This window comes from Pseudomonas arvensis, from assembly GCF_056688935.1.
This window is the reverse complement of sequence record NZ_CP162038.1, coordinates 5745939-5760192: the sequence shown is the minus strand read 5'-3', so window position 1 is coordinate 5760192 and position 14254 is coordinate 5745939. Positions and strand designations below refer to the sequence as shown.

The following is a 14254-nucleotide window of genomic DNA, read 5'->3' as shown; positions in this document are numbered from 1 at the left end:
TGAGTTGTCCGTTATTCGGCGAAGGTCATACCGTGTTTTTCCTTAGTGGTTTTCACTGCTTCCAGCACCGCCAGCAAGCAATCATCACGATAGCGCTCCAGCGCCGAAATGCTGTGATCACCCAACTGATCGCGGGTGCCATCGACCACATCGTCGATCAGCTTGTCGGTCAGTTCCGGCGCGGGCAGGTAGGTCCACGGCAACTGCAATGCCGGCCCGAACTGCGCCATGAAGTGGCGCATGCCGGCATCGCCGCCCGCCAGGGTGTAGGTGAGGAAGGTGCCCATGAACGACCAGCGCAAGCCGGCGCCAAAACGAATCGCATCGTCGATTTCGCCGGTAGTGGCCACACCGTCATTCACCAAGTGCAGCGCCTCGCGCCACAACGCTTCCAACAGCCGGTCGGCGATAAAACCGGGGACTTCCTTACGCACATGCAGCGGGCGCATGCCAAGGGATTCGTACACCTTGATCGCCGCCTGGATTGCCTGCGGCGCGGTATTTTTGCCGCCCACCACTTCCACCAGCGGCAGCAGGTACACCGGGTTGAATGGGTGCCCGACCACGCAACGTTGCGGGTGGGTCGAACCCTCGTAGAACTCACTCGGCAACAGGCCGGAGGTGCTCGAACCGATCAATGCATCGGGCTTGGCGGCTGCGCTGATCTTGCTGTGCAGTTCCAGTTTCAGCTCCAGGCGTTCCGGGGCGCTTTCCTGGATGAAATCCGCGTCTTTTACGCACTCTTCGATAGTGGCGACAAAGCGCAGGCGGTCCTGTGATGCGCCCGGTGCCAGGCCCTGCTTCTCCAGCGCGCCCCAGGCATTGGCGACACGTTTGCGCAGTGCCGCTTCTGCGCCGGGCGCCGGATCCCAGGCCACCACATCCAGCCCGTGGGCCAGGGCGCGGGACACCCAGCCGCTGCCGATAACACCGCTGCCGAGGGCGGCGAAGGTTTTGATCTCAGTGATAAAGCGCATGGAGACATTCCTGAATAATGTGAAGAACCCATGTGCGAGGGGGCAAGCCCCCTCCCACATTTTTTTAACCGCGTTTAGTGAGGCCCATCTTCACGCGGCCCTCGGCCGGGCTCAGGACCCGTGCCCCCAGACGGCTGAGGATTTCACTTGCCCGTTCCACAAGCTGGCCGTTGGTGGCGAGCACGCCCTTGTCCAGCCACAGGTTGTCTTCCAGGCCGACTCGCACATTGCCGCCCAGCAGCACCGCCTGCGCCGCCATTGGCATTTGCATGCGGCCGATGCCGAAGCCGGCCCACACTGCGTCGGCGGGCAAGTTGTCGACCATGGCTTTCATGGTGGTGGTATCGGCCGGCGCGCCCCATGGGATGCCCAGGCACAGTTGGAACAGCGGGTTGTCGAGCAGGCCTTCCTTGATCATCTGCTTGGCGAACCACAGGTGGCCGGTGTCGAAGATTTCCAGTTCAGGCTTAACGCCCAGTTCCTGGATGCGTTTGGCCCCGGCGCGCAGTTGCGCCGGGGTGGACACGTAAATCGTGTCGCCGTCGCCGAAGTTCAGGGTGCCGCAGTCCAGGGTGCAAATTTCCGGGAGCAACGCTTCGACGTGGGCCAGGCGCGTCAGTGGGCCGACCAGGTCGGTGTTGGGACCGAACTCCATCGGGTTCTCGCCGCCGCCTATCTCCAGGTCGCCGCCCATGCCCGCGGTGAGGTTGACGATGATGTCGATGTCGGCCTCGCGAATGCGCTCCATCAGTTCGCGGTACAGCGCTACGTCGCGGCTGAACTTACCGGTTTCGGGGTCGCGCACATGGCAATGCACCACGGTGGCGCCGGCCTTGGCGGCTTCCACCGCAGCGGCGGCGATCTGTTTGGGGGTGACCGGCACGTGTGGGCTTCTGGCGGTCGTGTCGCCAGCACCGGTGAGTGCGCAGGTGATGATGACGTCGTGGTTCATGGGGCGGTTCCTTGCAGGCGTGGTGAAACCGTTCGCAGCCTGTGCGGGCTGCGAAACGGTGATGGAAAGCGGGTTATTTGCTGGTCAGTTGCAGGTTGGCTGCAGCCGGTTTGCCGTCGAAGGTGGTCACGCCTTCCAGCCAGCGCGCCTGGTCCTGGGGGTGATCCTTGAGCCACTGCTTGGCGGACTCGATAGCGTCCTTGTGATCCAGCAACGGCTGCATCATCCGGCTCTCGTCGGCGGCGGTGAAGGTCAGGTTGGTCAGCAACTTGTGCACGTTGGGGCACTGTTCGGCGTAGGTCGGCGAGGTCACGGTCCATACCGTCGCCATGCCTTCGTTCGGGCCGAGGGCGTCATCGCTGCCGGTGAGGTAAGTCATCGCCACGTTGACGTTCATCGGGTGCGGCGCCCAGCCGAAGAACACCACGGCTTCCTTGCGGCGCACGGCGCGGTCCACGGCGGCGAGCATGCCGGCCTCACTGGACTCCACCAGTTGGAATTTGCCCAGGCCGAACTGGTTCTTGGCAATCATCGCCTTGATCTGGGTGTTAGCCCCCGAGCCCGGCTCGATCCCGTAGATCTTGCCGCCCAGTTCCTTTTCGAATTTGGCGATATCGGCGAACGTTTTCAGGCCCTTGTCGGCCAGGTACGTCGGCACGGCAAGGGTGGCGCGGGCATCTTCCAGGCTGGCTTTGTCGAGGACTTTGACTTGCTTGGCGTCGACAAACGGCGTGATGGTCTGGGTCATCAGCGGGTTCCAGTAACCCAGGAACATATCCAGGCGCTGGTCGCGGATGCCGGCGAAGATGATTTGCTGGGAGGCGCTGGTCTGTTTGGTCTTGTAGCCGAGGCCGTCGAGCAATACTTGGGTCATGGCACTGGTGGCGATGACGTCGGTCCAGTTCACCACGCCCATGCGCACGTTCTGGCATGAAGCGGCATCCGCTGCCATTACGTTGGTGCTCAAAATGGCGCTGGCGCTGAGTGCAAGCACGCAGCGGCTGATCAGTCGATTCATGGTGGATCCCTCGGCAGGTCGTTATTGTGGGGTCCGGCGTCTTTGTGCGCCGTGCAGCCAAGTTACGCAAGCCAGGGGCCGGCAAAACGCACGGCGGCGACCACCTCTTGCACTGCAGCGACCTGCCCCCTTGAATCCGCCCCGGAACGGGAGTATCACAGTGCCACGCTGCCCGTCCGACGAGAGCGCCACCATGTCCCAGGATTTCTACTTTTTGCTGATGCCGGGGTTTTCGGCCATTGGCTTTATCTCTGCGCTGGAGCCGCTGCGGGTGGCCAACCGCTTTCGTGGCGAGCTGTACCGTTGGCATGTGCTGAGTGCCGATGGCGGCGCGGTATTGGCGAGCAATGGCATGTCGGTCAACGCCGACGCCGCGCTGGAACCGCTGAAAAAAGGCGCGACCTTACTGGTGGTGGCCGGCTTCGAACCGTTGCAGTTCGCCACTCCCGCACTGGAACACTGGCTGCGCCGCCTCGACCACGACGGCGTGACCCTCGGCGCCATCGACACCGGCGCCTGCGTCCTCGCCGAAGCCGGCCTGCTCGAAGGCCATCGCCTGACCCTGCACTGGGAAGCCATCGATGCGTTCAAGGAGTCCTATCCTCACCTGACCGTGACCCAGGAACTGTTCGAGATCGACCGCCGCCGCATCACCTGCGCCGGCGGCACCGCGTCCATCGACCTGATGCTCGACCTGATCGCCCAGGCCCACGGCCCGGAGCTTGCCATCCAGGTTTCCGAACAATTCGTGCTCGGCCGCATCCGCCCACGCAAAGATCACCAGCGCATGCAGATCGCCACGCGCTACGGCATCAACAACAAAAAGTTGGTCCACGTGATCGGCGAGATGGAGCAGCACACCGAGCCGCCCCTGAGCACCTTGGCCCTGGCCGACGCGATCAAAGTCACCCGACGCCAGTTGGAGCGGCTATTCCGCCTGCACCTGAACGACACGCCAAGCAACTTCTACCTCGGCCTGCGCCTGGAAAAAGCCCGGCAGCTCTTGCGTCAAAGCGACATGAGCGTGCTGGAGGTGAGCATTGCCTGCGGGTTTGAGTCACCGTCGTACTTCACTCGCAGCTATCGGGCAAGGTTTGCGAAGTGCCCAAGGGAGGATCGGCGACGGGAGGTGGTTTGACCGGCAATTATAGTCAATTATACTCACAGCTATAATTTATAGTCCTTTCCATAATTGAGTATAAAACCATGTCCAAGCACAGCGGCTTTGTGTTCCGCCGCCCCGCCCTGGCGCGCAGCATTGCCGATGGTCTTGTGGGGGCCGGGATTCAGGATTTCACCTCTGGCCTGTTTCTCGCCGCGCCACGCCGCACTGGTAAAAGTACGTTTTTGCGTGAAGATTTGATCCCGGAATGTCAGCTTCGGGGTTGGCTTGCCGTGTATGTCGACCTGTGGGCTGACAAAGACAAAGATCCGGCGGACTTGATCGCCAGTGCTATTGCCACTGCTCTGGTTCCCTATGAAAAAGGCATTCGCAAGCTGGCCAAGAACATTGGAATCGAGAAACTGAGCTTTCTGCGTACCTTGTCCTGGGACTTCAGCAAGCCCCAATTGCCCGTTGGCGCGACGTTGACCCAGGCCTTGGAGTTGCTCCACAGCGCTGCCGAAAAACCCGTGGTGCTGGTGATTGACGAAGCGCAGCACGCATTAAGCAGCGATTCCGGTATCAACGCGATGTTCGCGCTGAAGGCCGCCCGGGATCAGCTCAACCAAGGCCGTGACGAGGACGGCAGTGGCTTGCACCTGGTGTTCACCGGTTCCAACCGCGACAAGCTGGCCCATCTGGTCCTGGGCAAGAGCCAGCCGTTCTTCGGCTCCAGCATCACGCCGTTTCCACTGCTGGGCAGAGAGTTCACCCAAGCCTATACGGCGCACCTGAATGCCCACCTGGCCAAGACCAACCAGTTCAAGGCGGCGGATATCGACGCCGCCTTCGAGCTGGTCGGCCGTCGCCCCGAGATGCTGCGTACCATCATCGGTGAAGTCGCATTGGAGCTGGGCGAGGCGAGCAATCTGGGCCAATTGCTGCACAGCCGCGCCGAATTGCTGCGCGCGGGAGTGTGGACCGAATTCGAAAGCGCCTGGAACGCCCTGACCATCCCTCAGCGTGCGGTGCTGCAGGTGATGGTGGAACGCTTGCACAGCAATGAACCCTTTGCGCCGTTTACCGACAGCACAATCACCGCGGTCAGCAAGGCGCTGGAGGATATGGGCAGCGATGTGGTGCCGGGTACCCAGACGATTCAGGCCTGTATCGATGCCTTGCGTGACAAGGAGTTGGTATGGAAGTCGAGCCGGGGCGGGTATGCGCTGGAAGACAAGGCGTTTGGAGATTGGCTGCTGCACAAGCACCGCACTAAAAACAACCAGAATCCACTGTGAGCTGGGCCTGAATGTGGGAGGGGGCTTATTTTTTTAGCAGAGCCGAACACGCCGCCTTGTAGGCTTCATGCTGATACTTGTTCAGCGTGGCCGGCAGTTCAAAGCTGTGCTTCTTGTTCTGCGCGTTGATGGTCTGCGGCGACAGCAAGGTCACCTCAACCCCGTCCAGCAGCTGAAATACCCCTTCAATCTTGAACGTGGTCGGGCCGCCGGCGAACTCGCCTTTCTTGCCGCGCTTCTTGATCGCGATGCGGGTGATGGCGTTGGCCTGCACAAACGCCTTCACCTGAGCGGCGAAGGCTTTGACGTTGGCTGCCTCATCGTCGTCTTCCAGGGCGATTTTCTTGGTGGCCAGAGCGACATGGGTCAGCGTCTGGTTGTCCAGCGAGGCGACCGCGATGATGGCTTCGCTGCCTTTGATTTCGATGCCACAGATGCTCATGAATGGCCTTGGTTCAGATTAAAAGTGGCGGGGATTGTCGCTTATTCCTGCCCAATCGACTCCAAAAACTCCGACCGCTCATCGCTCATCCGCGCCAGGCAATCATTTTGTGCAATCGCATACGCCTTGCTGCCGCTCACCGCCGGGAAGGTGTCCACCGCGCAATCGGCGTCACGCAGCTTTTCCCATTTCTGTTGGGCGTCCTTCAGACGAGCGGTAATGTCCGCCAGCTTGGTCTTGTCGTGGCCGTAGGTCGATCCCATGCGTTCCAGCAGGGCCTGGTAGTTGTCTTTCAACAATTGCTCAGCGGTGGTTTTGTTATAGGAGGCGCATTCCAGGGTTTGCGTGTCGCTTTCGATGCCATCGCACGGCGTGCTGTCGGTGTCTTCGGCCGCGTGGACGCCGGTTGCGATGAGTGCCAAAGCCAGGAAAATCGATTTCATTGCGCCGTCTCATATCAGGTGATGCGGGAATTCTGGCTCAAGCGTAAGACAAATAACAGCCGCCAGTCAGACCTCTCTTAACAGCCTTTGTCGCGGATTGACGCTTTCGGCAATTCCCCTGTCGTTTTTGCACCCGGCTCAGGTTGCCCCTGGGCATATGCTGGCCCCAAAGCGCCGGCAGACGATTCGGCGCATGAATCGCCAATAAGGGGACAGCCTGATGAGCCCAGCCGAACTTCACGCCGACAGCATCGTTATCGACGGGCTGATTATTGCCAAGTGGAACCGCGAGCTGTTCGAGGACATGCGCAAGGGTGGCCTCACCGCCGCCAACTGCACCGTGTCGGTGTGGGAAGGCTTCCAGGCCACGATCAATAACATCGTCGCCAGCCAGACCCTGATCCGCGAGAACAGCGACCTGGTAATCCCGGTGAAAACCACCGCCGACATCCGCAAGGCCAAGGAACTGGGCAAGACCGGCATCATCTTCGGCTTCCAGAACGCCCATGCATTTGAAGACCAGCTCGGCTACGTCGAGATCTTCAAGCAGCTCGGCGTCGGTGTGGTGCAGATGTGCTACAACACCCAGAACCTGGTGGGCACCGGTTGCTACGAGCGCGACGGCGGCCTGTCGGGTTTTGGTCGCGAGATCGTTGGCGAGATGAACCGCGTCGGCATCATGTGCGACCTGTCCCACGTCGGCTCCAAAACCTCCGAAGAAGTCATCCTCGAATCGAAAAAACCGGTGTGCTACTCCCACTGCCTGCCGTCCGGGCTCAAAGAGCACCCGCGCAACAAGTCCGATGAAGAGCTGAAATTCATCGCCGACCACGGCGGCTTTGTCGGCGTGACCATGTTCGCGCCGTTCCTCGCCAAGGGCATCGATTCGACCATCGACGACTACGCCGAAGCCATCGAATACACCATGAACATCGTCGGCGAAGACGCCATTGGCATCGGCACCGACTTTACCCAGGGCCATGGCCAGGATTTCTTCGAAATGCTGACCCATGACAAGGGCTACGCCCGCCGCCTGACCAGCTTCGGCAAGATCATCAACCCGCTGGGCATCCGCACCGTGGGCGAGTTCCCCAACCTCACCGAAACCCTGCTCAAGCGCGGCCACAGCGAGCGCGTGGTGCGCAAGATCATGGGCGAGAACTGGGTCAACGTGCTCAAGGACGTCTGGGGCGAATAAGCCACCGCATTTTTCCCTCGACCGTTCGCGTCGAGGGCACACCTAAGAATTTTCTGGAGTTAAGTTTCCATGGCCAAAATCGCCCCGCAATTGCCAATCGAAGTCGACAGCGAAACCGGTGTCTGGACCTCCGACGCCCTGCCGATGCTGTACGTGCCGCGCCATTTCTTCGTCAACAACCACATGGGCATCGAAGAAGTGCTGGGCGCCGACGCCTACGCCGAGATCCTCTACAAGGCCGGCTACAAATCCGCCTGGCACTGGTGTGAAAAAGAAGCCGAGTGCCACGGCCTGGAAGGCGTCGCGGTGTTCGAGCACTACATGAAGCGCCTGTCGCAACGCGGCTGGGGCCTGTTCAAGATCCAGGACATGGACCTCGACAAAGGCACCGCCAGCGTCAAGCTCGAACACTCGGCATTCGTCTACGTGTACGGCAAGGTCGGGCGCAAGGTGGACTACATGTTCACCGGCTGGTTTGCCGGCGCCATGGACCAGATTCTTGAGGCCCGTGGCAGCAAGATCCGCACCGTCGCCGAACAAGTCTACGGAGGCTCCGAAGAGGGCCACGATGATGGTTTGTTCACCGTCAAGCCGTTGTAAGCCGAGGACCGTGCCATGGCTTTCGAAGCAATGTTCCAGCCGATCCAGATCGGCAAACTGACCATCCGCAACCGCGTGCTCAGTACCGCACACGCCGAGGTGTATGCCACCGACGGCGGCATGACCACCGACCGCTATGTGAAGTATTACGAAGAGAAAGCCAAGGGCGGTATCGGCCTGGCAATCTGTGGCGGTTCCTCGGTGGTTGCCATCGACAGCCCCCAGGAATGGTGGAGCTCGGTGAACCTGTCCACCGACCGCATCATCCCGCACTTCCAGAACCTGGCCGATGCCATGCACAAGCATGGCGCCAAGATCATGATCCAGATTACCCACATGGGCCGACGCTCGCGTTGGGACGGCTTCAACTGGCCGACCCTGATGTCGCCGTCCGGTGTGCGTGAGCCGGTGCACCGCGCAACCTGCAAGACCATCGAGCCGGAAGAGATCTGGCGCGTGATCGGCAACTACGCCAGCGCCGCCAAACGCGCCAAGGCCGGTGGCCTGGACGGTGTGGAACTGTCCGCCGTGCACCAGCACATGATCGACCAGTTCTGGAGCCCGCGGGTCAACAAGCGGACCGACGAATGGGGCGGCACCTTTGAAGGCCGCATGAAGTTCGGCCTGGAGGTGCTCAAGGCCGTGCGCGCCGAAGTCGGTGATGACTTCTGCGTGGGCATGCGCCTGTGCGGTGACGAGTTCCATCCGGACGGCCTGTCCCACGAGGACATGAAGCAGATCGCCAAGTATTACGACGACACCGGCATGCTCGATTTCATCGGCGTGGTGGGCTCGGGTTGCGACACCCACAACACCCTGGCCAACGTAATCCCGAACATGAGCTACCCGCCGGAGCCGTTCCTGCACCTGGCGGCCGGCATCAAGGAAGTGGTCAAGGTTCCGGTACTGCACGCGCAGAACATCAAGGACCCGAACCAGGCCACGCGCATTCTGGAAGGCGGCTATGTGGACATGGTCGGCATGACCCGTGCGCACATCGCCGACCCGCACCTGATCGCCAAGATCAAGATGGGCCAGATCGACCAGATCAAACAGTGCGTCGGCGCCAACTACTGCATCGATCGCCAGTACCAGGGCCTGGATGTGCTGTGCATCCAGAACGCCGCGACCTCCCGTGAATACATGGGCGTACCGCACATCATCGAGAAATCCACCGGGCCGAAACGCAAAGTGGTCGTGGTGGGTGCCGGCCCTGCGGGGATGGAAGCCGCGCGCGTGGCGGCCGAACGTGGCCACGACGTGACCCTTTTGGAGAAAAAAGAGTTTATCGGCGGGCAGATCACCACCGCTTCCAAGGCGCCGCAACGCGACCAGATCGCCGGCATCACCCGTTGGTTCCAGCTGGAGCTGGCGCGCTTGAAAGTCGACCTGCGCCTGGGCGTGGCGGCCGATGCCGCGACCATCCTGGACCTGCGTCCGGACGTGGTGGTGCTGGCGGTCGGCGGGCATCCGTTTATCGAGCAGAACGAACACTGGGGCGCCGCCGAAGGCCTGGTGGTGAGCAGTTGGGACGTGCTCGACGGCAAAGTCGCGCCGGGCAAGAACGTGCTGGTCTACGACACCATCTGTGAATTCACCGGCATGTCGGTGGCGGACTTTTTGGCCGACAAAGGCTGCCAGGTGGAAATCGTCACCGACGACATCAAGCCAGGCGTGGCGATTGGCGGTACGTCGTTCCCGACCTACTACCGCAGCATGTACCCCAAAGAAGTGATCATGACCGGCGACATGATGCTGGAAAAGGTCTACCGCGAAGGCGACAAGCTGGTGGCGGTATTGGAGAACGAATACACCGGCGCCAAAGAGGAGCGGGTGGTGGACCAGGTGGTGGTGGAGAACGGCGTGCGTCCGGACGAAGCCATCTACTACGGGCTCAAGGAAGGGTCGCGCAACAAGGGCCAGATCGACGTTGAAGCGCTGTTCGCGATCAAACCGCAGCCGTGCCTGAGCGAAGCGGGCGAGGGGTACTTGCTGTTCCGCATCGGTGACTGTGTGGCGCAGCGCAATACCCACGCTGCGATCTACGACGCCCTGCGCTTGTGCAAGGATTTCTGACCCGACACCGAACCAATGTGGGATTGGTTTCAAATGTGGGAGGGGGCTTGCCCCCGATGGCGGAGTGTCAGTTGATACAGCTGTAGCTGACCCACCGCTATCGGGGGCAAGCCCCCTCCCACATTTAGGCCGGTTTCACAGTAGACCTGTGTGGTCTGTGGGAGCTTCACCATGTTGAACACCTTGCTGCCTATTCTCTTGTTTGCCGCCCTGGGCCTCGCCGTCCTCGGCGCGCTGCGCCGCGTGAACATGTGGCGCCGTGGCCGTGCCTCCAAGGTCGACCTGCTCGGCGGTCTGTTGGCCATGCCCAAGCGCTATATGGTCGACCTGCACCACGTGGTCGCCCGCGATAAATACATCGCCAACACCCACGTCGCCACGGCGCTGGGCTTTGTCCTGTCGGCGCTGCTGGCGATTCTGGTGCATGGCTTCGGCCTGCAAAACCGCATCCTCGGCTACGCCTTGCTGCTGGCTTCGGTGTTGATGTTTGTCGGCGCCATCTTTATGTACCTGCGTCGGCGCAACCCGCCCGCACGCCTGTCCAAAGGCCCATGGATGCGCCTGCCGAAAAGCCTGATGGCGTTCTCGGTGAGTTTCTTCCTGGTGACGCTGCCGGTGGCCGGGATTCTGCCCGCCGACTTCGGTGGCTGGCTGCTCGCGGCGTTGCTCAGCGTGGGTGTGCTGTGGGGCGTGTCCGAAATGTTCTTCGGCATGACCTGGGGCGGGCCGATGAAGCACGCCTTCGCTGGTGCCCTGCACCTGGCCTGGCACCGCCGTGCCGAACGCTTCGGTGGCGGGCGCTCCACCGGTTTGAAACCGCTGGACCTCAGCGATAAATCCGCGCCGCTGGGCGTGGAGAAACCCAAGGATTTCACCTGGAACCAACTGCTCGGCTTTGACGCCTGCGTGCAGTGCGGCAAGTGCGAAGCGGCGTGCCCGGCGTTCGCTGCCGGCCAGCCGCTGAACCCGAAAAAACTCATCCAGGACATGGTGGTCGGCCTGGCTGGTGGCACCGATGCCAAGTTCGCCGGCAGCCCGTATCCGGGCAAGGCGATTGGCGAACACGGCGGCAACCCGCATCAACCGATCGTCAACGGCCTGGTGGACGCCGAGACCCTGTGGTCGTGCACCACCTGCCGCGCTTGCGTGGAAGAGTGCCCGATGATGATCGAGCACGTGGACGCCATCGTCGACATGCGTCGCCACCTCACTCTGGAAAAAGGCGCCACCCCGAACAAAGGCGCCGAAGTCTTGGAAAACCTGATCGCCACCGACAACCCTGGCGGTTTTGCACCGGGCGGTCGCCTCAACTGGGCGGCGGATCTGAACCTGCCGTTGCTCAGTGACAAGGGCACCACCGACGTGCTGTTCTGGGTCGGCGACGGAGCCTTCGACATGCGCAACCAACGCACCCTGCGTGCGTTCGTCAAAGTGCTCAAAGCCGCCAACGTCGACTTCGCCGTGCTCGGCCTGGAAGAGCGCGACAGCGGCGACGTCGCCCGTCGCCTGGGCGATGAAGCGACGTTCCAACTGCTGGCCACGCGCAATATCCAGACCTTGGCCAAGTACAGCTTCAAACGCATCGTCACCTGCGACCCCCACAGTTTCCATGTGCTGAAAAACGAATACGGCGCCTTCAACGGCAACTACCTCGTACAGCACCACAGCACCTTCATGGCCGAGCTGATCGGTGACGGCGCGCTGAACCTGGGCCAGCACAAAGGCAGCAGCGTGACCTATCACGACCCGTGCTATCTGGGCCGCTACAACGGCGAATACGAGGCGCCGCGCCAAGTGCTGCGGGCGCTGGGGATCGAGGTCAAGGAGATGCAACGCTCGGGCTTCCGTTCGCGCTGCTGCGGCGGTGGCGGCGGGGCGCCGATCACGGACATTCCTGGCAAGCAACGGATCCCGGATATGCGCATGGACGATATCCGCGAGACCGGTGCCGAGTTGGTGGCAGTTGGTTGCCCGCAATGCACGGCGATGCTTGAAGGTGTTGTCGAGCCGCGGCCATTGATCAAGGACATTGCCGAGCTGGTGGCTGACGCGTTGCTTGAAGACACTGCGCTGGCGAAAGTGCCTAAACGTCCTGTCCAACAAACGTCTGCGGAGATGCACTGATGAGCGACATTATCCGCCGCGACCCACGGGCTGAATGGATCGCCCGTAACCGTCTGCACCCGCTTCACGCGGCGATGCAGCCTGTGCAACACAGCTGGATGGGGCCGAACGGCGTTATCCGCAAAAACGTCCATGGCGTCGGGTTTATCGGCCCCAACGGCATCAAGCGCATCGACCGCAGCGGCGCCCAGCAGGGCGGCGCGGCCAAGCGTACGGCGGCGGTGGAAGTGCAATTGCCGCTGCATCAGGTGCCTGCGCCTGCGTTCTACATCAACGTAGTGCCGGACATGGTCGGCGGCCGTCTGAGCAGCCACGACCGTGACCTGCTCGGCCTGGCGCGACAACTTGCCGGTAACGACGGCGCGGTGTTGGCGGTGGTGTTTGGCGAGCACAAGGAAAGCGCGTTTGCCACCGCCGGTGTCGACCGCCTGCTGGTGCTGGATGGGCATGAGTTCGACGGTTATTCACCCGAGCAACGCGTGCAGGGTTTGCGGGCTGTGGATAACCAGTTCAACCCACGCCATTGGCTGCTGCCCGACAGCCGCAGTGGCGGGGGTGAGCTGGGTCGGCGTTTTGCCGCCAGCCTCAAGGAACGCCCGGCCACGCGGGTGTGGCAGATCAAGGGTGACGAGTGCATCGGCCGCGCCGGTGCCGGCCAGCAAGACTTGGCGCGGCCACTGCCACGCTTGATCCTCGCCGCCGTCGAATGTGCCGATCCGGTCAGCGACACGCGCCATGAAGTCTTGCCCGTGGAGTTATCCACAACCCTGGCCCGCAGCCTGCCGCGTATCGAAGACCTCGGCGCGGTGGCGGTGGACCCGGCGGCGATTCCGATGGCCGAAGCGGAATTCATTTTCTCCGGCGGCAACGGCGTGAAGGATTGGAACCTGTTCCACCAGACCGCTGCTGCCCTGGGCGCCACCGAAGGCGCGTCGCGGGTGGCGGTGGACGACGGCTTCATGGCCCGTGATCGCCAGGTCGGCGCCAGCGGCACTTGGGTCACCGCACGGGTGTATGTGGCCGTGGGAATTTCCGGGGCGATCCAGCATCTGCAAGGCATCGGTGCCTGCGACAAGGTGGTGGCGATCAACCTCGACCCGGGTTGCGACATGATCAAGCGTGCCGACCTGTCGGTGATTGGCGAGAGCGCCGCGATTCTGCAAGCGTTGATCGATGCGGTAGAGGCCTACCGCAACGGCGCCAAGCGCGATGCGGCTTAGGGACATGACTATGACCACGAATGTAATCAGCCTGGTATCCATCGGCGCCCACCCCACGTCAGGGCGCCCGCGCCGTGCCGAACAGGATGCGCGTGCCGTTGAACTCGGCCTGCAAATGGCTGGGGATAAATTGCAGGTGCTGCACGCCGGCAACATCGCCGAACCCACCTTGCGCAGCTACCTGGGCATGGGTTTGCCGCAACTGCACGTGCTCGAACAACCGGCTGGCGCCGACGCCTTGCCGGTGCTCAGTGACTACCTGCGCGAGGCCGGCGCCCAGGTGGTGCTCACCGGCAGCCAGGCCGAAACCGGTGAGGGCTCGGGGATGCTGCCGTTCCTGCTCGCCGAGCAACTGGGCTGGCCGCTGATTGTCGGGTTGGCTCAGGTGGAGTCCATCGAAGGCGGCGTGGCCCATGTGCTGCAAGCCTTGCCCCGTGGTCAGCGGCGGCGCCTGAAAGTGCGCCTGCCGTTTTTGGCGACGGTGGATAACGCCGCGCCGAAGCCTCGGCAGAGTGCCTACGGCCCGGCGCAGCGCGGCGAACTGGCGGCCCATGAGGTCGAAATTGAAGAAGACCTGTTATTCACCGACGCGGCGCTGCAACCGGCCAAGCCCCGGCCCAAGCGCCTCAAGGTGATCAAGGCCAAGAGCGGGGCAGACCGCATGAAGGCGGCAACGGCGAAGGCCAGTGGTGGCGGTGGGCAGGTGCTCAAAGGTGTGAGCGCCGAAGAAGGTGCCCAGGCGATTCTCAGGTTGCTCATAGAAGAAGGCGTGGTGCGCTAACCCACCAAGCCCCCTCCCACATT

13 protein-coding genes are annotated in these 14254 nt (G+C 62.2%); 8 read left to right on the top strand and 5 right to left on the bottom strand.

All coding sequences use genetic code 11. The annotated features are described in order from the left end of the window. Positions 1-11: 11 nt before the first annotated feature. The 3 genes from AB3G88_RS26235 to AB3G88_RS26225 form a co-directional block, all read right to left on the bottom strand. A complete protein-coding gene (locus AB3G88_RS26235) occupies positions 12-977 on the bottom strand; it encodes an L-carnitine dehydrogenase (protein ID WP_099585765.1) in 966 nt (321 codons plus the stop codon). A gap of 64 nt (positions 978-1041) precedes the next feature. Further along, a complete protein-coding gene (gene cdhC, locus AB3G88_RS26230; protein WP_480452312.1) occupies positions 1042-1929 on the bottom strand; it encodes a 3-dehydrocarnitine:acetyl-CoA trimethylamine transferase CdhC in 888 nt (295 codons plus the stop codon). A gap of 73 nt (positions 1930-2002) precedes the next feature. Continuing rightward, entirely contained in the window at positions 2003-2947 is a 945-nt protein-coding gene (locus AB3G88_RS26225; protein ID WP_191959337.1) for a choline ABC transporter substrate-binding protein, read from the bottom strand. Between the two features lie 193 nt (positions 2948-3140). Here AB3G88_RS26225 and AB3G88_RS26220 point away from each other — a divergent pair, with 193 nt between their 5' ends. Then, entirely contained in the window at positions 3141-4085 is a 945-nt protein-coding gene (locus tag AB3G88_RS26220; RefSeq protein WP_160385001.1) for a GlxA family transcriptional regulator, read from the top strand. A gap of 68 nt (positions 4086-4153) precedes the next feature. Beyond that, on the top strand, positions 4154-5347 hold the full coding sequence (locus AB3G88_RS26215; protein WP_112192631.1) for an AAA family ATPase: 1194 nt from the start codon (positions 4154-4156) through the stop codon (positions 5345-5347). Positions 5348-5372: 25 nt separating this feature from the next. Here AB3G88_RS26215 and AB3G88_RS26210 read toward each other — a convergent pair whose 3' ends face one another. After that, positions 5373-5789 (bottom strand): DUF3010 family protein, encoded by a 417-nt coding sequence (locus tag AB3G88_RS26210; RefSeq protein WP_480452310.1) that lies wholly within the window; start codon positions 5787-5789, stop codon positions 5373-5375. A 41-nt stretch (positions 5790-5830) separates the two neighbouring features. Continuing rightward, entirely contained in the window at positions 5831-6232 is a 402-nt protein-coding gene (locus tag AB3G88_RS26205) for a lysozyme inhibitor LprI family protein (RefSeq protein WP_112192629.1), read from the bottom strand. Positions 6233-6452: 220 nt separating this feature from the next. Here AB3G88_RS26205 and AB3G88_RS26200 point away from each other — a divergent pair, with 220 nt between their 5' ends. The 6 genes from AB3G88_RS26200 to etfB all read left to right on the top strand — a co-directional run bounded on the left by AB3G88_RS26200 (position 6453) and on the right by etfB (position 14231). Continuing rightward, positions 6453-7430 (top strand): dipeptidase, encoded by a 978-nt coding sequence (locus AB3G88_RS26200; protein WP_099585757.1) that lies wholly within the window; start codon positions 6453-6455, stop codon positions 7428-7430. 69 nt (positions 7431-7499) lie between these two features. Then, positions 7500-8030 (top strand): DUF5943 domain-containing protein, encoded by a 531-nt coding sequence (locus AB3G88_RS26195; RefSeq protein WP_480452307.1) that lies wholly within the window; start codon positions 7500-7502, stop codon positions 8028-8030. A 15-nt stretch (positions 8031-8045) separates the two neighbouring features. Next, positions 8046-10106 carry a dimethylglycine demethylation protein DgcA gene (dgcA, locus tag AB3G88_RS26190; RefSeq protein WP_099585755.1) on the top strand — a complete coding sequence of 687 codons (2061 nt, stop codon included), beginning with the start codon at positions 8046-8048 and terminating at the stop codon, positions 10104-10106. 171 nt (positions 10107-10277) lie between these two features. Beyond that, positions 10278-12230: a dimethylglycine demethylation protein DgcB gene (gene dgcB / locus AB3G88_RS26185; RefSeq protein WP_480452305.1), complete on the top strand. Its 1953-nt coding sequence runs from the start codon at positions 10278-10280 to the stop codon at positions 12228-12230. Continuing rightward, positions 12230-13450, top strand: coding sequence for an electron transfer flavoprotein subunit alpha (gene etfA / locus AB3G88_RS26180; protein WP_191946804.1), 1221 nt, complete (start codon positions 12230-12232; stop codon positions 13448-13450). Before dgcB ends, etfA begins: the two co-directional genes overlap by 1 nt. Positions 13451-13460: 10 nt before the next feature. Further along, positions 13461-14231 carry an electron transfer flavoprotein subunit beta gene (gene etfB / locus AB3G88_RS26175; protein WP_480452302.1) on the top strand — a complete coding sequence of 257 codons (771 nt, stop codon included), beginning with the start codon at positions 13461-13463 and terminating at the stop codon, positions 14229-14231. The last annotated feature ends 23 nt before the right edge of the window (positions 14232-14254 follow it).